The organism is Nocardia yamanashiensis (assembly GCF_021183565.1).
Lineage (GTDB): Bacteria > Actinomycetota > Actinomycetes > Mycobacteriales > Mycobacteriaceae > Nocardia > Nocardia yamanashiensis.
In genome coordinates, this window is sequence record NZ_CP089226.1 from 3,474,799 (window position 1) to 3,501,424 (window position 26,626).

A 26,626-nucleotide genomic window follows, 5' to 3' on the forward strand; every position below is an offset into this window, starting at 1 on the left:
CCTTCTGTCCCTTTCGCGCGACCCGCCCCGGCGTTTCCCGGACCCGATCGTGGGAACGGCCGGAAGGGGCGACCCGGGGAAGCGGTGCGGAGACCGATCGGCGAGTTCCCGTATCGTGGGCCGCAGCCCGGAAAAGCACGACATCGCAGACATTCCACGCACGAGTCGGACGCGCGAAAGGGTGAGCCGTGAGCACTACGAGCGAGGCCGCGACCAACGGGTCGCAGGACGATACGTCGGCGGACAATATCGGCGGCGCCGGCGGGGACACCATCGCGCCGCGCGGGTATCGGCTGGAATCGGCCGCCGGGCCGCTCACGCCGGGCGAACTCGCCACCCTCGACGCCTGGTGGCGGGCGGCCAACTATCTGGCGGTGGGGCAGATCTATCTGCTGGCCAATCCGCTGCTGCGGGAACCTCTGGCAGCCGAGCACATCAAACCGCGGCTGCTCGGGCATTTCGGCACCGTGCCGGGGCTGAATCTGGTGTGGGCGCATGCCAATCGCGTCATCCGGGCCCGGGATCTGAACGCGGTGTTCGTGGCCGGGCCGGGGCACGGCGGGCCGGGGCCCAATGCCTGCGGATGGCTGGAGGGCACCTATTCGGAGCTCTACAGCCACATTCCACGCGACGGCGAGGGCATGCGGGAGTTGTTCGCGCAGTTCTCCTATCCCGGCGGCGTGCCCAGCCATTGCGCGCCCGAGACGCCGGGGTCCTTCCACGAGGGCGGCGAGCTGGGGTACTCGCTGCTGCACGCTTTCGGTGCGGCCCTGGACAATCCGAGCCTGACCGTCTTCTGCGTGATCGGCGACGGCGAGGCCGAGACCGGGCCGCTGGCGGGCAGCTGGCACGCCAACAAGTTCCTGAACCCGGGCCGGGACGGGGCGGTGATCCCGATCCTGGCGCTCAACGAATACAAAATCGCCAATCCGACTGTGCTGGCGCGGATTCCGGAATCCGAACTGATCTCACTGCTGCGGGGCTACGGGTACGAGCCGATCATCGTGGCGGGCGCGGATCCGAGTGTCGTGCACCAGGATATGGCGCGCGCCATGGACGACTGCCTCGATCGGATCGCCGAGATTCAGCGCGCGGCGCGAGCGGACGGATCGCCGGAGCGGGCCAGCTGGCCGATGATCGTCATGCGCACCCCCAAGGGCTGGACCTGCCCGCCGGTGGTGGACGGCGAACAGGTGGAGGGCACTTTCCGCGCACATCAGGTGCCGCTGCCGTCGGCGCGCGGCAATGCCGAGCATCGCGCGGTGCTGGAGCAGTGGCTGAAATCGTATCGGCCACAGGAACTTTTCGAGGCCGACGGCCGGCCGGTCGCGGAGCTGCGGGACTTCCCGCCCGCCGCCGATCGGCGCATGAGCGCGAATCCCGTCGCCAACGGCGGGCTGCTGCTGCGCGATCTGCGCCTGCCCGACTGGCGCGATTCCGCGGTGGAAGTACTGGTCCCGGGTTCGGTGAAGCACGAGGCCACGCGCGTGCTGGGCGGTTGGCTGCGCGAGGTCACCCGGATCAACCCCGACAATTTCCTCACCTTCGCACCGGATGAGCTGGCCAGCAACCGATTACAGGACATTCTCGAAGTCACCGGCCGTGATTGGCAGGCCGAGATCGGCGAGTACGACGTGAAGCTCGACCGCACCGGCCGGGTCATCGAGGTGCTGTCGGAGCACATGTGCCAGGGGCTGCTGGAAGGCTATCTGCTGACCGGCCGCCACGGCGTGTTCACCTGCTACGAAGCCTTCATCCACATTGTCGACGCCATGTTCAACCAGCACGCCAAATGGCTGGACGCCAGCTCGGCGGTGGCGTGGCGGCGGCCCATCGCGAGCCTGAATTACCTGCTCTCGTCGCATGTCTGGCGGCAGGACCACAATGGGTTCACCCATCAGGATCCCGGCTTCCTGGACGTGGTGCTCAACAAGAAACCCGAGATCGTGCGCGTGTATCTGCCGCCGGACGCCAATACGCTGCTGTCCACCTACGATCACTGCCTGCGTTCGCGGCACTACGTGAACGTGGTGGTGGCGGGCAAACAGCCGCAGGAATCGTGGCTTTCGGCCGAGGACGCCGCCGTGCACTGTGCGCGCGGGATCGGCATCTGGCCGTGGGCGGGCAATAACGACGAGGAAGGCACCACCCCCGATGTGGTGCTGGCGTGCGCGGGCGACGTGCCGACCCTGGAAACCCTGGCGGCGGCCAAGATTCTGCGCGAGCGGCTCCCCGAACTCCGGGTCCGCGTCGTCAATGTCGTCGATCTCATGCGGCTGCTGCCGAGCGAGGAACACCCGCACGGCCTGCCCGACAGCGAATTCGACAATCTGTTCACCCGTGACCGCCCGGTCATCTTCGCCTTCCACGGGTATCCGTGGCTGGTGCACCGGCTCACCTACCGGCGTACCAACCATGACGAGCTGCATGTGCGCGGGTACAAGGAGAAAGGCACCACCACAACGCCTTTCGACATGGTGATGCTGAACGATCTGGACCGGTACCACCTGGTCATGGATGTGATCGACCGGGTGCCCAGCCTGCGCGAGAAAGCGGCGGGGCTGCGGCAGGAGATGGTCGATGCCCGCTGGCAGGCCCGCGCCTGGACTCGCGAGCACGGTGAGGACATTCCGGTGGTGGCGGACTGGAAGTGGACCTGACCGGGCCGCTCAGCGGACGGTGACGACGCGGTTGTGCCAGCCGCTGGCCCCGTTGGGGAACGGGGCGGCGCGGACGTCGGTCTGCGTCGCGCCGGTGCGATCGGTGGCGCGCACCCGCAGGGTGTGGGTGCCGGGCGTGGCCTGCCACACCCACACCCACTGCCGCCAGGTGTCGCTGCTGTACTCCGCAGCGAGAGTGGCCTGCTGCCAGGGTTGTTCGTCGACCTGGACTTCGACGCGGTCGATGCCGCGCCGCTGCGCCCAGGCCACTCCGGCGACGGTGACGGGACCGGCGTCGACGGTGGCGAACGCGGCGGGCACATCGATGCGGGCGGCGGTCTTGATCGGTGCGCGATCGGCCCAGCGGCGCTCGGTCCAATAGGCGCGGGCCCGGTCGAAACGCGTGATCTCCAGGTCCACAACCCATTTCGTGGCCGAGACATAGCCGTAGAGACCGGGTACGACCAAGCGCGCCGGGTAGCCGTGCTCGATCGGCAACGGCTCACCGTTCATGCCGATGGCGAGCAGCGCGTCACGGCCGTCGAGAATCGCGGAAAGCGGTGTGCCCGCGGTGAAACCGTCCGCGCTGCGCGACAGCAGCATATCGGCGTCCGGCTGAATGCCCGCCTCCGACAGCAACTCCGCGAGCGGATAGCCGAGCCACGACGCCGTTCCGGCCAGTTGCCCGCCGACCTCGTTCGACACACAGGTCAGGGTGATCACCCGCTCCACGGGAATGCGCTCGCGCAGCCGGTCGAAATCGAGTTCCACCGTCCGGTCGGTCATCCCGTGAATGCGCAGCGTCCACTCGGAGCTCAGCACGGCGGGCAGATTGAGCGCGGTATCGACCCGGTAGAACTCCCTCGACGCGGTCCGGAACGGCGTAATGCCGTCGACCGGCAATTCCACCCCGGAAACGACCGGCGCTGCCGCGGCCCGGGGCAGGAAGAACCGAGCCCGATCGGCGGCCACGTCGTGTAGCCGGGTCGCCAGCAGCCGCCCGGCCGTGGTCGCCGCGGCCACCGCCACACCGGCTCCGGCCGCCAGCATCAAGAAACCCCGCCGCGACCGCGTCCCACCGGCCTTCGATACTTCACCGGCGCTACGCCCTGCACTGGATATCCACGCCGCGGCGGATTCCCGCGCCTCGGCATCTCCACCTATGAGGATTCGCAGCACCACGAGACCTGAGATCGTGCCCACCAGTGCGGGGACGGCGAAAAGCGGGGTGGCCGTGGGCCGTTGCATGGCGGCCACGGCGGTCACCACGCCCAGCGCCGCCAGAAGGGCGCTGCCCAGTGGCCGCAGCCGTTCGAGCAGGCCGACCACCACCGCACCCGCGAGCATGACGACGGCCATGGATACGAACAGTGCGTCTTTGTCGTGGCTGCCGAATCGGCGGATCGCGGCGTCTTTGAGGGCGTGTGGGGTGTGATCGACCACCGTTGCGCCGAGGGCGTAGAAGGGTGAGGCGGCGGGGTCCACGAAAGCGGCGGCCAGATGGCCGATACCGAGCACCGCGGCCGCTGCCAGGACACCGGCCAGTGCCGCTGCCCAGGGCACGGGCGGTGTGTTCGTCGAATCCTTCTGCGGCACAATCACTCCAGCCATATCGTCGCGGTTCAGTGCGGCCTGCGGCGCCAGGCGATGCAGCGGCGCACGCGCCAGCGGGTCGGCTCTCGGGCACTGCTCGCACCCCGATCCAGTGCCGCGCCGAGCATTCGGTCGATGGCGTGCTGGATCCGGTCCTCCAGCCCGGGCGGCGGCGAAACACGTTCCGCCACAGCGATTTCGGCGAGCGTGTCGAGCAGCGCGGCGACGGTGGCGTCGAACTCCGCTGCCGTGCAGCGGTCGGCGTGGTTGCGGCGCTGCCGGACGGCGGCGCGTTCGGCGGGGGTGAGGGCGTCGAGGGCGTACGGAAACGCGAGTTCTACCAGGTCCGGTTCGGGATGTCCGGCGGCGGTCATCGTAGTTCGCTTCCGTTGAGGCAGACGGCCAAGCGCCGGAGGCCGTCTCGGATACGGGTTTTGACGGTCGAGACCGGGGTGCCGAGCTGATCGGCGATCTCGGCGTAGGTGTGGCCGCCGTAATAGGCGAGCACGACGGCGTCGCGTTGCAGGCGGGTGAGGCGGTCCAGGCAGTGCCGGACGGCGTCTTCGTCCAGTCGCTGTTGCACCGATTCCAGGACCGTGTCGTGGTCGCGAACGGAATGGGTGCGGCTATAAGTGAATTCGCGGTTGGCGGCGGCGCGTTCGGAGCGGATGCGGTCGACGGCACGGCGATGGGTCAGCATGAGCAGCCAGCCCACCGGACCGGACAGGTGCGCGTCGTAGCGGGCGGCCAGCGTCCAGGCCTGGAGATACACCTCCTGGGTGATCTCCTCGGCGGTGCCGCGATTGCGCAGCATGCGCAGGGCCAGGCCGTAGACCCGGTTGCTGGTGAGGCGATACAGCTCGGTGAAGGCGTCACGGTCGCCCGCGCCCACCGCCGCCACCAGGGCGGTGAGCCGGGCGGTCAGCTCCGGACCGTCGGGATTCCCGGTGGGACAAGATGATTCGGCGACCACGCGGGGCAGGGCATCGACGACCATCTCGCGGCTCCTGAACTGTTGCGGGGTATGGGAATCCATGAGGTCCGGGTGCGGGCGGATCAGGCGGGCGGCATCAGCACGGTGTCGATCAGGTAGACGGTGGCATTGGCGGTCTGGACGCCGCCGCAGATCACCGCGGCGTCGGCGACCTTGATGTCGTCGCCGGTTCGGGTCACCTTCACGTCCGCGCCTTCGACGGTCTGGTGGGTACCGGCGATCTTGTCGGGTGCGATGCGGCCGGGCACCACGTGATAGGTGAGGATCTTGGTGAGCGTCGCGGAATCGGTCTTCAGGCCGTCGATGGTGGCGGCCGGGATCTTCGCGAAGGCCGAATCGACCGGCGCGAACACGGTGAACTGCCCGCCGTTCAGGGTGTCGACCAGATTCACCTGCGGGTTCAATTGCCCGGAGACCGCCGACACCAGTGTCTTCAGCAGCGGATTGTTGGAGGCCGCCACCGCGACCGGATCCTGTGCCATACCGGCCACCGAACCCGCACCGGTGGGCACCTGCTCGGCGTAGCTCTTGCAGCCGGGGCCGACCAGGTTCGCGGCGGCCTCGGCCTTGGTGGTCGCGCCGGTGCTCACCGTGGTGGTGACGTCGGTGCCGGATTTGTCGTCCGAGCACGCGGTCAGGCCGAGCACGGCCGCGGTCACCGCGAGTGCGGCCGCGAGCGCGCGGGACGCCGAGGTCCGGACGGTGCGCTGCGTCGAATTCATGTCGTATGTCTCCTTGACGAGGGCGTGCCCGGTCGCACGAGCGGGCGTTTCGGGCATCGGGGAAGGGGCCGCGCACCGGTGGCCGTCGGGTCGGGGATGAACGACCGCCGGTGCGCGGCGGGCAGCAGGAAATCTGCCCGTGCGCTCGGGTACGTATCCGATGAGCGCTGAATGGGTTTCGCGCTGCCCGGGGCGGGGGTTTGGCCGAATCCGGAAGTTTCCGAAGCGGGCGGACGGCCGGAAAAGAATCCGGCGCCGGGGCCAAACCCTGACGGGTGGCGTATCGAAATCGAGGTATGCGCTCAGCACGCCGGGGGGCCGGACCGGGGAATCGGCGCCCATGAACCCGCATCCGCCGCTAGCCTCCGGAGCAGCCGCGCGCTCCGGGCCATCGCCGAGCAACCCCTACCCACGGAGACACACCACCATGGCGGACGAACAACGCGGGTTTCCGGTCGGCCTCGACGCGCCCGCGGACGAGACGACCGGCCCGTCCTGTCCGGCGACCCGGCCCCGGGTGGATCCGGAGGACGCCCGGCGGCTGATCCGGCTGCTGGCCGCGATCGCCGAGGGTGACCGCGATGCCTTCACCGAGTTCTATCGCGCCACCCACCATCGGGTGTTCGGGCTGGCGCTGCGGGTGCTGCGCCGCCCGGCGTCGGCGGAGGAGATCACCCAAGAGGTCTACATCCACGTGTGGAACGCGGCCGGCAGCTACGACGCGGCACTGGCCGGGCCGATGGGCTGGCTCATGATGCTCACCCATCGCCGCTCGGTGGACCGGGTGCGCGTCGAAGCGTCGGCGACCAGCCGCGATCTCGCCTACGGGCACCGGCATCTGGGCCGCGATCACGATATCGTCGCCGAAACCGTCGGCCAGCGCTCCGACGAACGCGCCGTCGTCGACTGCCTCGAAGTCCTGACCGCCACCCAGCGCGAAACCCTGGCCCTGGCCTACTACGGCGGCCGCACCTACGCCGAAGTCGCCGCACACCTGGGCATTCCCCTCAACACCGTCAAAACCAGAATCCGCGACGGCCTCAAACGCTTACAGAACTGCTTGACAGGATCGGTGACCGATGTCTGAACTGCCCGCCGACTCCGACCTGCTCGAGCACGCGTACCCCTACGCCCTCGACGCCCTCACCGCCTCCGACCGCGCCCACCTCGAATCCCTCCTGGACCGAGCCGAACCCGCCCAGGCGGATTCGTTCCGCCGCACCGTCCGCGACATCCGCGACACCCTGGCCGACCTGACCGTGCTCGACGCCCACGACGCGCCACCGGACTTGGAGAGCCGCATCCAGCACGCCCTGGACCGCCAACTGGGCACCACCGCCCCGGCCCCCGTCACTCCCCTTCGCCGGATCCCACCCCGAGCGCTCGGTTTGGCCGCCGCCGCCCTAGTCGCGATACTGGCCTTGGCCGGAGTGGCAGTGATCAACGCTGCGCGGCAACCGGATTCGACCACCATCACCGCCCAGCAGGTCCTCACCCACGGCGATGCCCGCTCCGCGGCAACACCCGTGACGGGCGGCGGCACCGCCTCGCTGGTCTTCTCCCCCGAATTGGACGCCGCCGTAGTAACTTTCGACGCGGTCCCGACCGCACCCCAGGGACAGACCTACCAGCTGTGGCTGATACCCGAAGGCGGACAGCCCCGTTCGGCCGGTGTACTCCCCGCCCTGCCCACCGCCCGCACCCCACTGCTGGTCCCCCTGGATTCGGCCCGCACCCTCGCCCTGTCCGTAGAACCCGACGGCGGCTCCGCGCAACCCACCACCACCCCGATCGCGGCGGTCACGCTGGCCTGACCGCGGTGGCCGCAGGGTGGCGGCCACGCGGTTCCGCACAGCGGCATGCGCCCCGGCCGCGGCAGGAGTTCAGGCGAGGCGGACCAGGGCGGTGGCGCGGCCGAAGATGCGGCGGCCGTGCTGGGCCGCGGTGAGGGAGATGGTGGCGGTGCCGCTGTCGTGGTGGGCGGCGACGACGCGGCCGTTGAATTCCACCGAAGCGGCTGTCCCCGGCTGGATTTCGACCGGGCTCGACAGCCGGACGCTGTACTGGCGGAGGGCGGCCGGGTCGCCCAGCCAGCCGGAGAGGTAGCCGGCGCCGAGGCTCATGACCAGCATGCCGTGGGCGATCACGCCGGGGCCCAGGCCCACCAGCGCGGTCGCGGGTTCGTGCCAGTGGATGGGGTTGGGGTCGCCGGACAGGCCCGCGTAATGGACCAGGTCGCCGAGGGTGAGGTGGTATTCGCGGGGCGGCAGCGGATCGCCGGGCCGCACTTCGGTACGTTTGCGGCCGCGGGGCCGATGGTGCTCGGGTGCGGCGGGATTCGTGCGGGCGGGGGGCATGCGGTCGGCGAGCGGGGGCGGGTCGGTCAGGACGCCGTGCCGTAGGACGGTGGTTTCCAGTTCGCTCAGGTCGGGTCCGGCGCCGGGGCGGGCGATGAAGCTGGTGTGGGCGGTGATCAGGGGTTCGCCGTGCCGGTCGGTGACCTTGTTGCTGACGTCCAGTAGCAGGCCGCCGAACGCCGCGCGGACCGAGTGCACGGAGATGTTGCTGGTCAGGCGGTCGCCGACGACGACGGGGCGGTGGTAGTCGAGTACCTGGCCGGTTTGCACCGCGCTGGTGAGGTCGCAGTCGCCGAGCCGGACGGCCAGGGCCGCCTGGGCGGCGCCGCCGAGCAGGGCCACGAAGGTGGGCGGGGCCAGCAGGCCCGGGTATCCGTGTGCGGCGGCGGCCGATTCGTCCAGGTGCACGGGATGCTCGTTGCGGGTGGCGCGGGCGAATTCGCGGACCTTCTCGCGGCCCACCTCGTAGTGGTCGCGCAGGCGGAAGGTGACGCCGACGAGTTCGCGTAGGGCGCCGAGACCGGTATCCGCGATCGCGTCCGTCGTGCTGGGTTCCACTGCCGTGCCGACATTCACCGGTGGGTCTCCTTCGCGTGTACGAATCGGGATACCAACTAGTCGTGACGGTTTGCCGGATCGACTGGTTCAGCGCCGGATTCGGCGAGGGTGACCCATGTCACACGATGGCGGGCAGTCCTGGAACGAACTCGTGACGACCAACGGAGAACAGCCGATCCGGCACCGACGCCCCGGAGGTCGCATTCATGAGCCGCCACACCCCGTTCTATTCGGACGTGCAAACGCATTACGACCTGTCCGACGATTTCTTCGCACTCTTCCTGGATCCGAGCCGCACCTACAGCTGCGCGTATTGGAAGCATCCCCAATACACCCTGGAGGACGCGCAGCGCGCGAAAATCGATCTGGCACTGGGCAAATGCGAGCTGGAGCCCGGAATGACGCTGCTGGACGTCGGCTGCGGCTGGGGTGCGACGATGCTGCGGGCCCTGGACGCCTACGACGTGAACGTCATCGGTCTCACGCTCAGCCGCAATCAACACGATTACGTCAGCGCACAGCTCGCGCGGCGCGAGAACCACGCCCGGCACGCCGAGGTCCGGTTACAGGGCTGGGAAGAATTCGACGGGCACGTCGATCGCATCGTGAGCATCGGCGCGTTCGAGCACTTCCGGCAGGAGCGCTACGCGGACTTCTTCGATTTCGCGTACACCGCGCTGCCCTCCGACGGCATGATGCTGCTGCACACCATCGTCATGTACGGCCTGGATTACCTGCGCGCCAACGAGATTCCGCTCACCCGGGAAGACATCGCGTTCATGCGGTTCATTCGCGAGGAGATCTTCCCGGGCGGTCAGCTGCCGCTGCCCATGAGCGCGGCTCCGCCGGGCGTACGCGAGTACGCGCGCGAAGCGGGCTTCACCGTCACCCGGATCCACCCGCTCCAGCTGCACTACGCCAAGACCCTCGACTGCTGGGCCGAGAACTTGCGCGCGCATCGCGCCGAGGCGATCGAAATCGCCGGCGCCGCAACCTATGACACCTACATGCGCTATCTCATCGGTTGCGCCGACCATTTCCGCATCGGCCATATCGACGTCATGCAGTTCACCTGTTCGAAGGCCCCGCGCCTGGATATCCAGTGGGCGTGAGAACTAGAGCAGCGGCGTGAAGTCGCGGCTCGCAATGTATTCCGGTCGCGGATAGGGCGCGGAATACGGGTCGAGCAGGGTGTTCTCGACGCTGTTGAACACCAGGAAGATGTTCGAGCGCGGGAACGGGGTGATATTGCCGGCGGAGCCGTGCATGATGTTCGAATCGAACAGCAGGGCCGATCCGGCGCGACCGGTGAACTGGGCGATGCCGTACTTGCCCGCCAGTTCGGCGATATCGGCCTCGGTGGGCACGCCGATTTCCTGCTCGCGCAACGAATCCCGGAAATGATCGTCCGGGGTTTCGCCCTGACAGGGGACGAAGGTGCGGTGCGAGCCGGGCATGACCATCAGACTGCCGTTGTACGGGTAGTTGTCGGTCAGCGCGATCGACAGGCTGACCGCGCGCGGGGCCGGCATCCCGTCCTCGGCGTGCCAGGTCTCGAAATCGGAATGCCAATAGAAGCCGGCGCCGCGAAAGCCGGGCATGTAGTTGACACGGGTCTGGTGCAGGTACACCTCCGAGCCGAGCACCTGCCGCGCCAATCCCGCGATCCGGCTCTCTCGCACCAGATCCGCGACCATGGCGCTGATCCGGTGCACCTCGAACACCGAACGCACCTGGTTGGACGCCTTCTCGATGATCACGCGATCGTCCAGCCGCAGCTCGGGATCACTGGTCAGCCGGTCGATCTCGGCCGCGAAATCGGCGACCTCGAGGGGATCGAGCAGCCCGTCGAGGACGGCGTACCCGTCATTGTCGAAGTTCGCCAGCGCCGGGGTGCCGATGGTCCCCCACACCGTCGGATCGTCGCGGTCGAGATGCGGCGTGCCGACCATGGTGCGGGTGCGGTAGCGATCGATACGGATATTGTCGGACAACGTCATTCGAGCTCCTGACACGCTCAGTCGGCGGCGACGGCGAGGGGGTAGACGCCGTTCTCGTCATGGACCTCCTGTCCCGAGACCGGCGGATTGAACACGCACAGCATGCGCATGCGGGTGCGGGCGAACAGACGATGCCGTTCGTTGCCGTCCAGCAGGTACATCGAGCCGGGGCCGAGTTCGTAGGTGACGCCGCGCTCGAGATCGACCAGCGTGCCCTCACCCTCGGTCAGCCAGACCGCCTCGATGTGATGCTGATAGTGGAATTCGTGGACGGTGGATTCCTCGATGGTGGTCTCGTGGAAGGAGAACCCGACCCCGTCCCCGGCCAGCACGATGCGCTTGCTGCGCCAGCCCGGGCCCGCCACGTCACGTTCGGTGCTGGTGATCTCCGCGGTGGTGCGCACGATCATGGTCAGATCCCCCGCCCGCCGCACACCGCGTCCATGGACGCGGACAGCAACTCCAGTCCGTGATCCAGCTCCGATTCGGTAATGGTCAACGGCGGCAGCAGTTTCACCACCTCGTCCTCGGGACCGGAGGTCTCCACCAGCAGGCCGCGATCGAAGGCCGCCTCGCACACCTTGCTGGCCTGGGAGGCGTCGTCGAACACGATGCCGTGCACCATGCCGCGACCGCGCGCCGAAACCCCGTCGAAGCCCGAGACCAGGCCGGTCAGCGCCCGTTCCACCCGATCGCCCTTGGCCAGCGTGGCGACCTCGAGGGCGTCGTCGGACCAGTAGTGCCGTAGCGCGGTGGTCGCCGTGACGAAGGCCGGGTTGTTGCCCCGGAAGGTGCCGTTGTGCTCGCCCGGCGCCCACTGATCCAGTTCGGGACGGAACAGCACCAGCGCCATGGGCAGGCCGTAACCGCCGATGGACTTCGACAGCGTGACGATGTCCGGGGTGATGCCGGCGTACTCGAAAGAGAAGAACGGCCCGGTGCGCCCGCAACCCATCTGCACATCGTCGACGATGAGCAGAATCTCACGCGCGGAGCACAATCCGGCCAGCTTGCGCAGCCAGCGCGCCCCGGCCAGGTTCACCCCGCCCTCGCCCTGCACCGTCTCCACGATGACGGCGGCGGGCAGGTCCAGGCCGGAGGAGGCGTCGTCGAGCGCGCGTTCCATCCAGACGAACGATTCGTCCTCCGCGCCGTCGAGATAGCCGTCGTAGGGCATCGAGGTGGCGTGCTGCAACGGCACGCCCGCGCCCTTGCGCTTGGCGGCATTGCCGGTCACCGACAGCGCGCCCAGCGTCATGCCGTGAAAGGCATTGGTGAAATTGAGGATCTCGGTGCGGCCGGTGACCTTGCGCGCCAGTTTCAGCGCGGCCTCCACCGCATTGGCCCCGGTCGGTCCGGGGAACTGCACCTTGTAGTCGAGCCCGCGCGGCTGGAACACATTGACGCGCAGCGTTTCCAGCAGTTCCCGCTTGGCGATGGTCGACATGTCCAGGCCGTGCGTGATGCCGTCCCCGGACAGGTATTCCAGGAGCGCGCGCTTGAGCACCGGATTGTTGTGCCCGTAGTTCAACGCACCCGCGCCCGCGAAGAAGTCCAGGTAGTCGCGGCCGGTCTCGTCGCGCAGCCAGGCGCCCGACGCGGTGTCGAACACCGTCGGCCAGGAGCGGCAGTAACCGCGCACGTTCGATTCCATGGTCGCGAATATCGTCATATCGGGGCTGTTCATCGCCATTCCTCCTGGGGGGTGATGGGTGCGATGCGGTACAGGTCTTCCGGTTCGTGCCCGTCGGGGAATACCTCGGGCGCGAACAATTCCGAGCGCGTCATCCGGGCGCCACGGCGGCGGGCCACCGATTCGAACATGGCGATGGACGCCGTGTTGTCCGGTGACACCGTGGTCTCCATGGCGGAAATACCCTGCCGGGCTTGCCTTTCCAGCAACCCGTCCAGCATGGCCACGGCGACGCCGCGCCCGCGGAACGGGTGGTCGACGGCGACCTGCCAGACGAAAAGCGTTTGCGGCGCTTGTGGTCTGCGGTAGCCGGTGATGAAACCGGCCAGCTCGCCGTCGATCTCGGCGACCACCGAGGTGCCGGCGAAATCGCGGCACCAGAGCAGGTAGGCATAACTGGAGTTGGCGTCGAGGACCTTGGAGTCCTTGGCTATGGCCCAGATCCGTCCGCCGTCGGCGATGACGGGTTCGCGGAGCAGGATGGGCGCTTCGGCCGGAAGTTGCGGTGCCATTGCGTCAATATTGCTGATTGTGGTCTGCATGACCAGTTCAGACTGTCAAGCGATCTTTGAGGTCTACCGTACGAACTCATTGCGATCTCTTGACGATCCGATGACTCAGCGGCGCATATCCAGCCGATAACCCAGGCCACGCACGGTCACCACGATGCGCGGATCCGAGGGATCGGTCTCGATCTTGGTGCGCAACCGCCGGACATGGACGTCGACGATCCGCTCGTCACCGAAGAAACCTTCGTCCCACGCCTTTTCCAGCAACACCGCGCGGCTGAGCACCCGCCCGGGGTTGGCCGCCAATTCACACAGCAGCCGGAACTCGGTGATGGTCAGGTGCAGTTCCTCGTCGCCGCGGCGCACCACCCCGCCTTCGGGGGACAGCACCAGCGGCGAACCGTGGTCGGCATCGAGGATCACCTCCATCGGGGGCTCCATCACCGGATCCTCGGGGAGCGCGCCGAGCCGGGGCCGGCGGCGCAGCGCGCGCATGCGCGCGCTCATCTCCTTGAACTCGAACGGCTTGGTGACGAAATCGTCCGCGCCCGCCTCGAGCACCGCCACCACATCGTGGGTGTCGCCGTGTTCGGCCACCACGATGATCGGCACCTCGTGCTCCCGGCGCACTTCGCGAATACAGCTGAAGACGTCCATCTCGCCGACCATCAGGTCCACGATCATCACGTCCGGGGCGCCGTGCACCCGCAGGTGATCCAGCGCGGCCTCGGCCTCGGCGGCCTCGGCCACGTCGTAACCCTCGGCCTCCATCGCGACTCGTAACTCTCCGCGGACCCGGTCGTCGTCTTCCACGATCATCAGGCTCGCGCCCATATCCCATACCCCTCACACATATGCGGACGGTGAGGAATACCCGTGTTCCTTATCAGCAAACCGGCAGCGGGCCGGTTTGTGAGAACCCACACAAATGGGACGGTTACCGGATTCTTTCGCCGAAACGTCCGGTGGCCAGGGCCTTTTCCCGCAAACGATCCGGGAAACCGGGCCCCAGGTGCGCGGACACCTCGGCGTGCCGGAGCGGTTCCCGGCAATGCGCGCACACCACTTCGGCGTGCGTGTCGTGATCGCAGGTGTCGTGGTGCAGGACCACCGGCGCGCCCGATTCGGGGGCCAGCCAGCGGTCGCCCCAGTGCATCATGGCGGCGATGACCGGGAAGAACTCACGACCCTTGTCGGTGAGCAGATACTCGTGCCGGGCCGGGCGCTCCTGGTATTGCACCCGGTCGAGCATGCCTTCCTCGACGAGCCGGGTCAGCCGCTGGGTGAGCACATTGCGGCTGAGCCCCAGGATGCGCTCGAACTCGTCGAACCGCTTCGCGCCGTAGAAGGCTTCGCGCAGGATCAGGGGCGTCCACCAGTCGCCGATCAGGTCCACGGTGCGGGCGACCGTGCAGGGCCAGGTGGCGAAGGTGGTGCGCTTCATGCGGTCACGGTATCCAGGCGGGCGGGGACGTACTTGTGCCAGGGGGTGCCGACCCATTCGTCACGGGAGTCGAATTCGGTCAGCTCGTTGGGGGCGACGCCGGTCTGCACGGGCTTGCCGTTGTCGTCGGCGACCGCGAGCCCGAATCCGTTGGGCAGCGACAGGTGCCCGGGGCGCATGCGGTCGGTGGGTTCGACCGGGACCTCGGTGCTGCCGCGGCGGGTGGTGAGCAGCACCCGGTCCCCCGCGCTCACGCCCAGGCGCTGGGCATCGGATTCGCTCATGCGCAGGGTGCCGCCGCCGTCGCGCTTACGCCATTCCGGGTCGCGGACAATGGTATTGGCGGTGAACGAGCGCCGTTCACCGGCCGACAGCACGAAAGGCCATTCGCCGGAATCGGATTCCAGGTCGGGCAGGGTGGCCACGACCTCCAGGAGGTCGGCCAGATCCAGGCGGACCTTGTTGCCGCGCAGTCGGTTCCAGGTCACCTCGTAATCGTCCTCGGTGATGACGATGCCGTGCGCGCCGGTGAGAATGGCTTCGAACAGGCGCTCGCCCGCTTCCAGACCGGTACCGTAACCGGCGCGTTCGACGCTCTGCGGGAATTTGCGGACGCAGTTGTAGGCCGCCGCCCACAGCATGGACGCGGCCGCCGCGCCGTCGGGCAGCGTCTCGCCGAGCGTGCGATACAGCAGCACCGGAACCAGTTTCGACTTGGCGGGATCGGCGAGAATGCCGAGGAACGCCATGGCGAAGGCTTCCCGCCCCTGAGCCAGCGCGGCGCGCAGGGGTGCGTAATCGTCCTCGCCGAGCACGCCGGCGGCCTCCACCAGGCGGGCGTGGATCTCCGGTTCGGCCAGCACGCCGTCGGGCGCGGGCAGCACCGGGTGGCGCAGGTGGAAGATATTGCGCGGGAAGTCGAAGTTGAAGAACGTGGCTTCGTATTTCTCGAACTGGGTGGGCGCGGGCAGCACGTAGTCGGCCAGGCGGGCGGTCTCGGTCATGGCGACATCCACGACCACCACCAGTTCCAGGGCTTCGAGGGCCTCGCGCATGCGGGCCGAATCCGCCAGGGAATGCACGGGATTGGCCGATTCGATGAACATGGCGCGGTAGCGGGCGGGGTGATCGGTGAGGATCTCCTCGGTGATCACATTGCACGGCACCAGCCCGCTGATGATGGGCGCGCCCACCACCGGGCTCGCGGGCCCCTCCCCCATCGGATGCCCGCGATCGTGGCCGAGGGCGGCGAGGCCGGTGAAAGCGTATTGCGCACCGGGCTTTCCGAGATTGCCGGTCAGCATCCACACCAGTTTCTCGATGTAGGAGACCACGGTGGAGTAGCGGTTCATCTGCACGCCGAGGTCTTCCAGCGCCGCCACCGAGCGGGCCCGCGCCAGGCGGCGGGTGGCGGCGGTGACCAGGTCGAGTTCGACATCGGCGATGGCGCAGTACTTTTCGATCGGGACCGCGCGCAGTACGGCCAGCACCTCGTCCGCGCCGGTGGTGTGCTCGGCCAGCCACTCGGCGTCGATCAGGTTGTCGCGCACCAGGATCGCGGCCATGGCGGTGAGCAGGTACACGTCGGTTCCGGGCCGCAGCTGCAGGTGGAAGTCGGCCAGCTCGGCGGTCTCGGTGCGCACCGGATCCAGCACGATCATCGATCGCTCCGGATCCTTGGCGATCTCCTTCAGCACCGTGCGCGCTCGCGGGAACCCGTGCGACTGATAGGGATTCTTCCCGACGAAGAACGCCACCTCGGCGTGCTCCACATCGGCGCGCACCGGATGCCCGAACATGCGCGCCCCGACCCAGAAGTCACCGGTCTTCTCCTGCGCCAGCGCGCTGGAGCGGTATTTCATGCCGAAGGCGGCCATGGTCGCCGGGGCGTACGCGCCGCCCAGGTGATTGCCCTGCCCGCCGCCGCCGTAATAGAAGATCGACTCCCCGCCGTGCCGCAGTTTGATCTCCAGTAGGCGCGCGGTGATCTCCGCGATGGCGGTGTCCCAGTCGATTTCCTCGAATTCGCCGTCCGGGCACCGGCGCAGCGGCGAACTCAGCCGCCCGACTCGCCCGTTCTGGTAGTGATCCAGCCGCAGCGCCTTGTTGCAGGTGTAGCCCGCCGACGCCGGATGCAGTTTGTCGCCGCGAATCTTCTCGAAGGACCGGCCATCCGGCCCCACCAGCACCTGAATTCCGCAGTTGCACTCGCACAGGATGCAGGCCGTGGGCTTCCACTCCGTCATGCGCACAGCGTAGGACAGTCAGTTCACTAACGCTACCCACTCGGTGAAATCGTCCGGGACACGTGACATAGGGTGGGGCAACACATTGCCTCGACAGCAGGGGAGGTCTCGACGTGGAGACCGCGGTACTACACGAGTGGCAGGCTCGCGCGATTGCGCTGATGTCCGATTTCGCAGCGGGTGAGCCCCCGTACGATCGGCTGCCGAAGTCCATGCTGGACGCGGATTTCGTCCCCGCCGCGCAGCTGAACATCGAGCTGTTCTTCGATTTCCTCGACACCGGCATCGAACCCGCCGAGGATCAATCTCTGCCCCTGGTGCACCGCGTGCTGTCGCTGACCCGCGACGGCATGCCCCTCGCCGAGGCCCTGGCCAACTACCGCGCGGGCACCACCTTCCTGTGGACCCATGTCGCGGTCACCGCCACGCCCGAGCAGGCCGAGCTGAAATCCACTGTGGCCCTGCGCCTCATCGAATACGTGACGCTCATGACGAGCCGCTTCGCCGAGGCGTGCCTGGAGGACGCCCGCCAGATCCGCTACGACCGCGTCGAACGCGCCCGCGAGATCGCCGAGGCCCTGCTCACCGGCCGCGACCCCTACGAATGGGCCGAGGACGCCGCCCTCTCCCTCGCCGATTCCTACCTGGTGGCCGCCATCCGCCTGGACAACCCGCAGCCCGGCATCCTCACCACCCTGCGCCGCCGCATCGGTGAGATGTCCGGCGCTTTCCTGCATCGCGACAGCGGCGGCTGGACCGCCCTGCTCCCCCTGCACGGCGACGCCGACGAGGCGACCGCGCTGCGCGAACTCACCACCATCCTGCTCGGCCGCACCCGCAAAACCCCCGACTCGCTCTGGGTCGGCATCGCGCCGGCGTCCACCCGCGCCCAGGTCCCCGCCGCCTTCGAAGAAGCGAAAGTCCTTGCCGAAACGGGCCGTTCACTACGCCGCCCCGACGCCATCTGCCGCCGTCAGGACATGGTCTTCGAATACGCCATCGCCACCTCCGGCGCCGCCCACACCCTGCGCGCGGCCCTCGACCCGCTGCGCGAGCAACCCGTCCTCGCCGAAACCCTCGACGTCTTCATCGCCCAGGACTGCAATCAGAACGCCGCCGCCCGCGAACTGTGCGTCCACCGCAATACCGTCACCTACCGCCTGACCCGCATCGCCGAACTGACCGGCTACGACCCGCAGACCCCGGCCGGGATCTCCACGCTCATGGGCGCGCGGGTGGCGCGAAAACTGTTCGAGCGCAACTAGTCCCGGCTCGGCGTGCCGACCAGCAGCCGGACGATGGCCTGCACGAAACCCTCGATGCGTTCACGCGGGTAGGCGTCCGGTTCGCTGATGGCGAGGCGGCCCAGCATCTCGGCGATGGTGAGCAGGGAGTTCGTCAGCAGTCCGGAATCCACTTCGGCCCAACGGGAATCGATGGCCAGGCCCATGCGGACGAGGGCTTCGGCCTGGTCGAAGATGCCGGCGCGGGAGCTGCGGATGGCTTCGCGGTATTCGTCGGGGGCGTTGCCGGGGCCGGCGAGGAGCAGGCGCCAGCGGGTGGGGTTCTCGAGGGCGACATTGACGAAGGCTTCGACGGTGGCGGACGCGGCGACGACGGGGTCCGCGCCGAGCAGGTCGGTGGGGAGGGTTTCGGCGACCTCGTCGAGCGCGCGTTCGCGTTCGCGTTCCAGCAGGGCGGCGACGAGATCGGCGCGGGTTTTGAAGACCGTGTAGAGGACCGGTTTGCCGACGCCGGCTTCCTGGGCGACGGCTTCCATGCTGAGTTCGTGCAGTTCGGCCTGCTCGAGGACGGCGTAGGCGGCGTCGAGAAGCTGGGCCCGGCGCTCCTCCGGAGGGAGGCGCGGGGCGTAGCGCCTGCGGGGGCGGTCGGTCGCGCCGGTTTTTGTCACTGCCGTTTCACCTTCATCGGGGTCATTGTGTCATTGGCGAAGCCGGGGTCGTGCAGCCGTCGGACCAAATCCTACGGGACCGTTGTATTGACCGGGAACAATTGCTACGGTTGCGTTGTATTCGATGGGATCGAACCGTGAAGGAGCTCTCAGTGACCTTCGATCCGACCACTCTCCGCCGCGAGGACCTGGGGTTCTTCGGGCCGGATTCGCCGAGCTGGAAGGTGTGGACCGCGCCGACCGCCGTGATCGGGTTCCAGCGTGCGGTGGCGCTCGAGCACTTCGATCCCTTCCTGACCGCCGCGGTCGCCGATACCGCCAAGATCTACTCCGATCCGCGCAGCCGCCTGGATCTGACCTTCGCCTACTTCCTGATCGTGGCGATCGGCGATACCAAGACGGCCACCGAAGCGGCCGAGCATCTGATGACCATTCACGCGAAGGCGACCGGCATCGAGCCGATCAGCGGGCAGCGCTACAGCGCCAACAGCCCCGAGACGCAGCTGTGGATTCACATCACCGGCTGGCATTCGGTGCTCAAGGCCTACGAGATGTTCGGGCCGGGCCTGACCGCCGAGGAGGAGGCACGGTTCTGGCAGGAGTGCCGGATCGCGGCCGAGTTGCAGACCTGCAAGCCGGAGGACGTGCCGGTCACCCGCGAGGGCGTGCGGGAGTATTACGCGAATGTGCGTGCGCGCCTGTGCACTTCGGAGCGGGCGCAGGACGGCATCCATCAGATGCTGTTCACCTCGCCGGGCAACGGCGCGGGCTGGACCTACGCGATCGGTGCGCGGCTGCTGTCCTTCGCGTCCATCGCGACCCTGCCCAAGTGGATGCGCAAACTGGGGCATTTCGATCGGCCGGGAATCGTCGATCTGCTGGTGAAACCCGCTGGGCGCATTCTGGTCTGGCTGTTCACGCTCTTCGACAAGAAGGGCCTGATCCTGGCCGCGCCGATCATCGCGCCGATGGCCGGGCAGATCCTGCAGCAGCACCTGAAGGCCGAACCGCCCAGGGTGTTCGAGACCCGCACCCCCGCCGAGGGCCGCGCCCTGTACGGCACCCGCAACCGCCGCGTCCCCGCCGCGAGCTGAACCATCCGGCGGGCGCGTCTTCCGGGCGCGCCTGCCGGACTCCGCGCCGCCGATCGGGAATCCTGGCAGGCGAATACGCTGCACGGGAACTCTGAGAGGCGGTTTCTTCATGCGCGTGGTGTCGGAAATCCTGGTCGGCCTGCTGGCCGCCCTGCACGTCTACATCCTGGTCCTGGAAATGTTCCTGTGGACCACGCCGCGCGGTCGCGCCGCCTTCGGGACCACCCCCGAATTCGCCGAGCAGACCAAGGCATTGGCCGCGAATCAGGGCCTCTACAACGGCTTTCTGGCTGCCGGGCTGATCTGGGGCCTGATCGCCGCCGATCCGACCGGGTACGCCGCGAAGATCTTCTTCGCCGCCTGCGTCGTGGTCGCCGGCCTGTACGGCGCGGCCACCGCCAGCCGCCGCATCCTGCTGGTCCAGGCCCTGCCGGGCGCGATCACGCTGGCGGCCGTACTGCTCGCCGGATAGCGATCCGGCGAGCGCGGCCGGCGGTCAGGCGAACAAGCGGGCGACGAACGGCACGCTGTCCGGCAGCGACGCCGACACCGTCGCGCTGTGGTCCTTGCCGGGATAGACGTGTACTTCCGGCTGCACCCCGTGCGCGTTCAGATCCACCACCAGCTTGGCGGTCAGCGGCGCGGGCACATCGGTGTCGTTGGTGCCCTGGCCGATGAACAGCGGCCGGTCGTAGCCGGTCATCGGCACATCCATGACCGGGTGCGCGATCGCGGCGAAGTCACCGTCCGAAAGCGGCCGGGCGAACAGCTGATTCAGCGAAACACCCTCGGCGCGCTCGGCCAGCGGCGTGAAGCACAGCGTCTCCGCGTCGGTGGCGAGCTGCTTGCCCTGCGGGGTGAGGTAGCTGTCCATGTCGAAGTCGGGGCGCGCGGCCTTCAGGCCGTTCAGCACATAGGTCGCGTACGCGGTGAGGTGAGAAGACTTGACGGGCACGGTGTTCGGGCCGACGAACATGGCCGCGTCGACGATATTGGAGGCCGGGCCGGTGGCCACCGCGCCGCGGTAATCGAGCTCCGGGGCATACCCGGTGGCCAGGGAGGCGGTGAAGACCGCCGCGCCGCCGCCCTGCGACTGCCCGATGGCCACCCACTTGGCGGCGAGCGAATCGTCGACCGAGCGGGCCGCGCGCACCATGTCGATGGCGGCGTGCGCCTCGGCGCGGCCGTCGAGATAGGCGTGCACGCCGGGCGTGCCCAGCCCGATGTAATCGGTGGCCACCACCGCGTAGCCCTGTTTCATCCAGGTCGCCAGGTAGTTCATATCGCGCTGCGAACGTCCCGCCGTGGACGGCGCGCAATCGTCGCCGATACCGACCGTGCCGTGCTCCCAGGAGACCACCGGCCAGCCGCCGGGCGGCGGGGTCCCGGCCGGGGTGAACACCACGCCGGTCGACAATGCGGGCTGATCGGCGGAGTCTCGGGTCCAATAGGTGAGGCGGCGGGCCGAACCCGTGCCATCGATCCATAGGTCTTCCGATAGCGGTTCATTACCGGTCACGGTGCCGGGCGCGCTCGCGGGCGCGGCCGTCGCGGTCGCCGTCAGCGGCCCGGCCGCCAGCGGGGCAGCCAGCAGCGCGGCCGCCGAGCACAGGGTGATCACGGTACGTCGCGTCATCGAGACGCCTTTCTCTCGAGCTCCCATTGGCTGGTGTCACATTGAGACACTTCGGCCAGACTATCCTGTGAAGTGTCACTTTGTGACAGCAAGGGGTGTGAGCTGAGCTACGAAGGGACGCGATGACCGAGCCGAGCGGCCTGCGGGAACGCGAAAAGGTCAGGGTCCGAAGAGAATTGATCGACGCCGCGCTGCGCCTGTTCGAGAGCCGCGGCTTCGAGCAGACCACGGTGCAGGAGATCGCCGACGCCGCCCAGGTCTCCCGCCGCACCTTCCACCGGCATTTCCCGTCCAAGGCGGCGGTCGTGTTCGCCCACGAGGAAGACGTGATGGCGGCCCTGCTCGCCGCCGTGGAGCGCCGCCCGGCCGAGGAATCGGTGTTCCCCGCGGTGCGCGCGGCCCTGCGCGATTTCATTCTCGATCCGGCCTCGACCACGGAACGAACCGCCCAGGCCGATACCGCCCGCCGCGCCCGCGCACTCCTGCTCTCCCACCCGGAGATCCGCCGCGAGAACTTCACCGGCGCGGTCGGCCGCCGCGACAGCCTGGCCCGGGCCTTCGCGCGCCGAGCGGGACTTCCCGAAGACGACCTGCGCCCGATCCTCACCGCCGCAACCTGTTTCGCGGCCTTCGGCGTCGGCCTGGACGCCTGGGTGCGCGGCCGGGACCATTCCCTGACCGCCCTCTACGAAACCCTCGACGGCACCGTCGCCGCGCTCCAGCACGGCATCGACATCTGAACGGCGGGGTCTAGCGGACCTCGATGCCGAAGGTGTGGGCGAAGACCGGCGCCAGTTCCAGCAGCTGCGTCTGGGTGATGGTCGCCCCGGCCAGCGATTCGATGCCGGCGTACACCCCGAGCATGCGCGCCTCCCGGAAGTCGACCTTCTTCAACTGCGCCTTGCGGAGCGAGAGCGCGTCGATCTGGGTGCCGGGGAAGGTGACCGAGGTCAGTTTGGCCTCGCTGATATCCACGTGCCGCAGTACGCAATCCACGAAGGACACCTCGTTCAGCACCGCGCCGCGCAGGTTGACCGAATCGAACTTGCAGTTGTGGAAGCGAACCCGGCGCAGATTCGCGCCGAACGCCTCGACCCCCGACAGCGCGTCGAGCACGAACTCGGTGTCCAGCCAGGAGGTGTCCGACAGGTCCACACCGGTCCACTGGCTGCCGTGCACCCAGGCGTCATTGAACCGCGCGTGCCGGAAGGAACCGCCGGTGACCGTCAGGCCCGACAGCGCGCATTCGGTGAAATGCGTTCCCACGGCATCGGTTTGCTCGAGGGTCAGACCGTCGAAATGGGCGCAGTCGTACTCGCCCGAGATGTCGATCGACCCCGCCGGTTCCAGATGCCGTGCGAACGGAAGATCCCCCAGCTCCCGTGGTTTCGATGCTGCTCGCATGATGACCAACAGTAGCCGGGGGCTCCGACAGCGAACTCAGATGAGCTTCCACGCCCCGGTCAGGGCGTGGCGCAGCGCCTGTTCCATCTCGTCGAACTGCTGCTGCTCGCAGATCAGCGGCGGGGCCAGCTGGATGACCGGTTCGGCGCGATCGTCGGCGCGGCAGTGCAGGCCGGCTTCGAACAGCGCCTTGGAGACGTGCCCCTTGAGGATGCGGGTGGCGTCGGCGTCGGTGAACTTCTCCTTGGTGGCGCGGTCCTTGACCAGCTCCACCGCCCAGAAGAACCCGTCGCCGCGCACCTCGCCGACGATCGGCAGGCCGTAGAGCTTCTCCAGGGTGGAGCGGAACGCGCCCTCGTTGCGCAGCACGTGACCATAGAGGTCCTCGCGCTCCATGAGATCCAGGTTCGCCATGGCCACCGCGCACGCCACCGGATGCCCGCCGTAGGTGGAGCCGTGCATGAAGGTCGCGCCGTTGCGGAACGGCTCGGCGATGCGGTCGCTCACCAGCACCGCGCCCAGCGGGGCGTAGCCGGAGGTCAAACCCTTTGCGGTGGTGATGATGTCAGGCTGATAGCCGAACTTCTTGGCGCCGAAGTCGAAGCCGAGCCGGCCGAACGCGCAGATGACCTCGTCGGAGACCAGCAGCACGCCGTGGCGGTCGCAGATCTCGCGCACGCGCTGGAAGTAGCCGGGCGGCGGCACGAAACAGCCGCCGGTGTTCTGCACCGGTTCCAGGAACACGGCCGCGACCGTCTCCGGGCCCTCGAACATGATCATTTCTTCGATGCGGTCGGCGGCCCACAGGCCGTAGGCCTCGTAGTCGGTGGGCGCGTGCTCGGGCGCGCGGTAGAAGTTGGTGTTCGGCACCCGCATGGTGCTGGGCACCAGCGGCTCGAAATCGGCCTTGGCGCCGGGGATTCCGGTGATGGACAGCGCGCCCATCGAGGTGCCGTGGTAGGCCATGGACCGGCTGATCACCTTGTGCTTGGTGGGCTGGCCGATCAGCTTGAAGTACTGGCGGATGAGCTTCCACGCGGTTTCGACCGATTCGCCGCCGGAGACCGTGAAGAACACCTTGTTGATATCGCCGGGAGCCTGATGCGCCAGCCGCTCGGCCAGATCGATGGCGGTGGGGTGCGCGTAACCCCACAGCGGGAAGTAGGCCAGCTCCCGGGTCTGGCGGGCAGCGGCCTCGGCCAGCTCCTCACGGCCGTGACCGACCTGCACGGCGAACAGGCCCGCGAGACCGTCCAGGTAGCGCTTGCCCGTGTCGTCGTAGACGTAGGCGCCCTCACCGCGCACGATCACCGGGGTGTCCGCGCCGGACTGCGCGTCCTGCTGGGTGAAGTGCATCCACAGGTTGTCGCGAACGACGCGGGAGGTCTTCGACGCGGCGGTGGTATTGGGCTCGATGGTGGCGGTCATGTGAACTGACTCCTCGACGGGGGATCGGGTGGCTCCGGCGTTGGTTCGCGGGTTTGCCGACATTCCGTTTATCCCACAGCTACCGACCGGTTTGCAACCGATTCAGTTGTTGATAGTTCACTTTACAACCGAAAGTCCATTAAATCTGGGTTACCAGCTTCGGATTTCGTAGCGTCTAGCGTGCGCCCCAGCGATAGGTCTGCTTACGCAGCGCCAGGTACACCAGAATTTCCGCACGTCGTACGCCGGGCAGGGCGCGCAGGCGAGTGGATACCAGCTCCAGCAGCTCGTGGTCGTCGGCGCAGACGGCCTCGCACAGCACGTCGTAGCGGCCGGCGCACTCGACGACATAACTGATCTCGTTCATGCCCACCAGCGCCTCGGTGACCGGACCGGTCGGCCCGTCGACGGTCAGCGCCACCATGGCCTGCCGGACAGCCCGACCTGCAAAGGATCGGAGACGGCGACGATCTGGATGACCCCCGCGTCGGTGAGCGCTCGCACCCGCTGCCGCACGGCGGCCTCGGACAGGCCGATCTCCTTGCCGATGGCGGCGTACGGCTTGCGGCCGTCTTCCTGCAAATGGGCGATGATGCGCTTGGCGGTGTCGTCCAACACGGTCGACCTCCTCTCCGGATCCCGGTTCGACTACTGATAGCAACACTCGAACACGCTACACGCGACGAAATCCGTAGACCTTGCCGGTTGACAGTAATGATTCCGCACTGTTGCGTGCAGGAGTGCCGACTCAGCCTCGGGCCAGAATGGCGAGCAGCAGTTCCGCGCGCACCCGGGCATTGTCGAGATCGCACCCCAGCAGCTCCCCCGCCGTGGCGATCCGCTTGCGCAGCGTATGCCGGTGCACCCCGGTGACCACCGCGGCCGATTCCCACTGCCCGTTGGCCTCCAGAAACGCGCGCAGTGACCCGAGCAGATCGGTGCCGTGCAGCAGGTCGTGCTCGACCAAGGGCGTCAGCGCGGTCCGCGCCATGGCCCCGAGCACCTCGCGGGTGGACTCGAAGGCCAGCAGCGAACTGCCGGAGAACGCGCTGAATTCCATTGCCGCGCCGCCCCGTTCGGCCGCCGACGCGGCGAGCCGCGCACCCGCCACGGCATCCGCCAACTCCCGCACGGCATGCGGGGCGCTGACTCCGAGCCGCACCTGCTTGCGCAGCGCGATCGGGAAACCGATCGTCGAACGTCCCCGCGACGGCGCGTCGGCCGCCCGTGCGGGCAGCGGCTCCACGGACCCGCCGTCGTGCGCATCGATGCCGGAATCCCCGGCGCCACGGGGAAATTCACGCGGAATCGCGGTGTCGGCGGCCAGTACCGCCAGTACCTCCCGGCTGGCGGCGTGCAGGAACAGCGGATCACCGGCCGCGAGAATCACGTCCTCGAGCGCCGTCCGAACCGCCGCCGCCGCGGCATCGGTGTCACAGGCCGCGAGCAGGACCCGGATGCGGCCGTGGGCGTCGGCGGCATCGGCCAGCTGTTCCCAAGCCGGATCCGGATCGGTGTCCGCACCCAGCAGCAGGCCCAGCGCGTGGTTGTTGAGGCGATGCTGGGCGGCGCGCAGGCGGGCGGGTTTCTCGAAGTCGAGCGCCAGGAGCGAGTTGGCGTGACCGAGCAGGATCTGATCGACATGGCCGAGCGGGGTGGCGGTGACCACCACCAGATCGCCGTAATGACTGCGGCCCACGGCGATCCGCTGGTGGGTGACCGAACTGCCCGAGGTCTCGGTGCGTACGCCGCTGGCGGTGCCGCCGGCCACCGCGCCGCGTACCCGGGACAGCAGGGCGGGATCCAATTCGGCTGGGACGCAGTCGATCACCAGACCCGCGGGGTCGAGGACCACCACGGTGGCCGACAGCGACGCGGCCAGTTCCCGCACGATGGCGTGCGCGCCGGATTTGATGAGCGCGCGGGTCATGCGGGGCTGGGCGTGCGAGGCGCGCAGCACGGCGTCGTACTGGAGTTCGGCGCTGCGCGCGCTGACCCGTTTGACGATGGCCGCGAAGGCGGTGGACAGCGGCACTTCTATGAGGGGAATGCCGATCTCGTCCGCGGCGGCGATCAGATCGGGCGGGACTTCGGCGTGGGTCAGCCCCACGCCGAAGCCGAGCGCGGACACCCCGCATTCGGCGAGGCCGCGCACGTACGCGGTCCGCCCCTGGGCATCGGGCGGCAAACGCATGCCGGTGGTCAGGACCAGTTCGCCGCCGGAGAGCCACGGGTACGGGCGCTCCAGCTCGGTGGTGACGACGAGATCGATTTCGCGGTCCACACCGGCCGCGCCGCCGCGCAGCCGAACCGCTAGCTCGGGCTGGGCTAGTACCCAGCCAATGGAAACAGGCATCGAACCGCAGTGTACAGATT

General features: G+C 68.3%; 25 protein-coding genes and 1 pseudogene. 8 read left to right on the forward strand and 18 right to left on the reverse strand.

Annotation, left to right across the window (positions count from 1 at the left end):
• Positions 1-188: 188 nt before the first annotated feature.
• Positions 189-2,660 (forward strand): phosphoketolase family protein, encoded by a 2,472-nt coding sequence (locus LTV02_RS16780; RefSeq protein ID WP_233040885.1) that lies wholly within the window; start codon positions 189-191, stop codon positions 2,658-2,660.
• Between the two features lie 9 nt (positions 2,661-2,669).
• On the opposite strand, the gene LTV02_RS16785 is transcribed toward LTV02_RS16780, so the two are convergent.
• The 4 genes from LTV02_RS16785 to LTV02_RS16800 are packed head-to-tail and all read right to left on the reverse strand — an operon-like array spanning position 2,670 to position 5,969.
• The gene (locus LTV02_RS16785) at positions 2,670-4,271 is read right to left on the reverse strand and encodes a molybdopterin-dependent oxidoreductase (protein ID WP_408639368.1); all 1,602 of its coding nucleotides are present in this window, start codon (positions 4,269-4,271) and stop codon (positions 2,670-2,672) included.
• Between the two features lie 11 nt (positions 4,272-4,282).
• Positions 4,283-4,627 carry an RskA family anti-sigma factor gene (locus LTV02_RS16790; RefSeq protein ID WP_233040887.1) on the reverse strand — a complete coding sequence of 115 codons (345 nt, stop codon included), beginning with the start codon at positions 4,625-4,627 and terminating at the stop codon, positions 4,283-4,285.
• Positions 4,624-5,250: an ECF RNA polymerase sigma factor SigK gene (gene sigK / locus LTV02_RS16795; RefSeq protein ID WP_233040888.1), complete on the reverse strand. Its 627-nt coding sequence runs from the start codon at positions 5,248-5,250 to the stop codon at positions 4,624-4,626. The genes LTV02_RS16790 and sigK (LTV02_RS16795) overlap by 4 nt, the downstream gene beginning before the upstream one ends.
• 59 nt (positions 5,251-5,309) lie before the next feature.
• Positions 5,310-5,969, reverse strand: a complete 660-nt coding sequence (locus LTV02_RS16800) for a fasciclin domain-containing protein (protein ID WP_233040889.1) — start codon at positions 5,967-5,969, stop codon at positions 5,310-5,312.
• A 427-nt stretch (positions 5,970-6,396) separates the two neighbouring features.
• On the opposite strand from LTV02_RS16800, the gene sigK (LTV02_RS16805) reads away from it, so the two are divergent.
• A complete protein-coding gene (gene sigK / locus LTV02_RS16805) occupies positions 6,397-7,056 on the forward strand; it encodes an ECF RNA polymerase sigma factor SigK (RefSeq protein WP_233040890.1) in 660 nt (219 codons plus the stop codon).
• Positions 7,049-7,783, forward strand: a complete 735-nt coding sequence (locus LTV02_RS16810; RefSeq protein WP_233040891.1) for an anti-sigma factor — start codon at positions 7,049-7,051, stop codon at positions 7,781-7,783. The genes sigK (LTV02_RS16805) and LTV02_RS16810 overlap by 8 nt, the downstream gene beginning before the upstream one ends.
• A 69-nt stretch (positions 7,784-7,852) precedes the next feature.
• On the opposite strand, the gene LTV02_RS16815 is transcribed toward LTV02_RS16810, so the two are convergent.
• Entirely contained in the window at positions 7,853-8,902 is a 1,050-nt protein-coding gene (locus LTV02_RS16815) for a fused (3R)-hydroxyacyl-ACP dehydratase subunits HadA/HadB (RefSeq protein WP_233040892.1), read from the reverse strand.
• 188 nt (positions 8,903-9,090) lie between these two features.
• Between LTV02_RS16815 and LTV02_RS16820 the strand changes: the two genes are divergently transcribed.
• Positions 9,091-9,996 (forward strand): cyclopropane mycolic acid synthase family methyltransferase, encoded by a 906-nt coding sequence (locus LTV02_RS16820; protein ID WP_233040893.1) that lies wholly within the window; start codon positions 9,091-9,093, stop codon positions 9,994-9,996.
• A gap of 3 nt (positions 9,997-9,999) precedes the next feature.
• On the opposite strand, the gene thpD is transcribed toward LTV02_RS16820, so the two are convergent.
• From thpD to LTV02_RS16855, 7 genes are all read right to left on the reverse strand, one after another.
• Positions 10,000-10,884, reverse strand: a complete 885-nt coding sequence (gene thpD, locus LTV02_RS16825; RefSeq protein WP_408639369.1) for an ectoine hydroxylase — start codon at positions 10,882-10,884, stop codon at positions 10,000-10,002.
• 17 nt (positions 10,885-10,901) lie between these two features.
• Positions 10,902-11,294 carry an ectoine synthase gene (locus LTV02_RS16830; RefSeq protein ID WP_233040894.1) on the reverse strand — a complete coding sequence of 131 codons (393 nt, stop codon included), beginning with the start codon at positions 11,292-11,294 and terminating at the stop codon, positions 10,902-10,904.
• A 2-nt stretch (positions 11,295-11,296) separates the two neighbouring features.
• Complete coding sequence (gene ectB, locus LTV02_RS16835; protein WP_233040895.1) at positions 11,297-12,571, reverse strand: diaminobutyrate--2-oxoglutarate transaminase; 1,275 nt, start codon at positions 12,569-12,571, stop codon at positions 11,297-11,299.
• The gene (gene ectA / locus LTV02_RS16840) at positions 12,568-13,089 is read right to left on the reverse strand and encodes a diaminobutyrate acetyltransferase (RefSeq protein ID WP_233040896.1); all 522 of its coding nucleotides are present in this window, start codon (positions 13,087-13,089) and stop codon (positions 12,568-12,570) included. Before ectA ends, ectB begins: the two co-directional genes overlap by 4 nt.
• A gap of 105 nt (positions 13,090-13,194) precedes the next feature.
• Positions 13,195-13,920, reverse strand: coding sequence for a response regulator transcription factor (locus tag LTV02_RS16845; RefSeq protein ID WP_233040897.1), 726 nt, complete (start codon positions 13,918-13,920; stop codon positions 13,195-13,197).
• A gap of 103 nt (positions 13,921-14,023) precedes the next feature.
• Positions 14,024-14,530, reverse strand: a complete 507-nt coding sequence (locus tag LTV02_RS16850) for a winged helix-turn-helix transcriptional regulator (protein ID WP_233040898.1) — start codon at positions 14,528-14,530, stop codon at positions 14,024-14,026.
• A complete protein-coding gene (locus LTV02_RS16855; protein WP_233040899.1) occupies positions 14,527-16,776 on the reverse strand; it encodes a molybdopterin-dependent oxidoreductase in 2,250 nt (749 codons plus the stop codon). The genes LTV02_RS16850 and LTV02_RS16855 overlap by 4 nt, the downstream gene beginning before the upstream one ends.
• Before the next feature lie 161 nt (positions 16,777-16,937).
• Here LTV02_RS16855 and LTV02_RS16860 point away from each other — a divergent pair, with 161 nt between their 5' ends.
• Positions 16,938-18,041, forward strand: coding sequence for a PucR family transcriptional regulator (locus LTV02_RS16860; RefSeq protein ID WP_233040900.1), 1,104 nt, complete (start codon positions 16,938-16,940; stop codon positions 18,039-18,041).
• Here LTV02_RS16860 and LTV02_RS16865 read toward each other — a convergent pair.
• Positions 18,038-18,688, reverse strand: coding sequence for a TetR/AcrR family transcriptional regulator (locus tag LTV02_RS16865; protein WP_233040901.1), 651 nt, complete (start codon positions 18,686-18,688; stop codon positions 18,038-18,040). The two genes, LTV02_RS16860 and LTV02_RS16865, sit on opposite strands and share 4 nt — an antisense overlap.
• A gap of 152 nt (positions 18,689-18,840) precedes the next feature.
• Between LTV02_RS16865 and LTV02_RS16870 the strand changes: the two genes are divergently transcribed.
• Positions 18,841-19,782, forward strand: a complete 942-nt coding sequence (locus LTV02_RS16870; RefSeq protein ID WP_233040902.1) for an oxygenase MpaB family protein — start codon at positions 18,841-18,843, stop codon at positions 19,780-19,782.
• A 109-nt stretch (positions 19,783-19,891) separates the two neighbouring features.
• Positions 19,892-20,254: a DUF1304 domain-containing protein gene (locus LTV02_RS16875; RefSeq protein ID WP_067713884.1), complete on the forward strand. Its 363-nt coding sequence runs from the start codon at positions 19,892-19,894 to the stop codon at positions 20,252-20,254.
• Between the two features lie 24 nt (positions 20,255-20,278).
• Here the strand turns inward: LTV02_RS16875 and LTV02_RS16880 are convergent, their stop codons facing one another.
• A complete protein-coding gene (locus LTV02_RS16880) occupies positions 20,279-21,418 on the reverse strand; it encodes a lipase family protein (RefSeq protein ID WP_233040903.1) in 1,140 nt (379 codons plus the stop codon).
• A 122-nt stretch (positions 21,419-21,540) separates the two neighbouring features.
• Here LTV02_RS16880 and LTV02_RS16885 point away from each other — a divergent pair, with 122 nt between their 5' ends.
• Positions 21,541-22,158: a TetR/AcrR family transcriptional regulator; helix-turn-helix transcriptional regulator gene (locus tag LTV02_RS16885; protein WP_233040904.1), complete on the forward strand. Its 618-nt coding sequence runs from the start codon at positions 21,541-21,543 to the stop codon at positions 22,156-22,158.
• Between the two features lie 10 nt (positions 22,159-22,168).
• Here the strand turns inward: LTV02_RS16885 and LTV02_RS16890 are convergent, their stop codons facing one another.
• The 4 genes and pseudogenes from LTV02_RS16890 to LTV02_RS16905 all read right to left on the reverse strand — a co-directional run bounded on the left by LTV02_RS16890 (position 22,169) and on the right by LTV02_RS16905 (position 26,606).
• On the reverse strand, positions 22,169-22,822 hold the full coding sequence (locus LTV02_RS16890) for a pentapeptide repeat-containing protein (RefSeq protein ID WP_233040905.1): 654 nt from the start codon (positions 22,820-22,822) through the stop codon (positions 22,169-22,171).
• Between the two features lie 36 nt (positions 22,823-22,858).
• A complete protein-coding gene (locus LTV02_RS16895; RefSeq protein ID WP_408639370.1) occupies positions 22,859-24,250 on the reverse strand; it encodes an aspartate aminotransferase family protein in 1,392 nt (463 codons plus the stop codon).
• Positions 24,251-24,425: 175 nt separating this feature from the next.
• Positions 24,426-24,914: pseudogene (locus LTV02_RS16900) on the reverse strand (Lrp/AsnC family transcriptional regulator).
• Positions 24,915-24,998: 84 nt separating this feature from the next.
• Complete coding sequence (locus LTV02_RS16905) at positions 24,999-26,606, reverse strand: PucR family transcriptional regulator (protein ID WP_233040906.1); 1,608 nt, start codon at positions 26,604-26,606, stop codon at positions 24,999-25,001.
• Positions 26,607-26,626 lie beyond the last annotated feature (20 nt).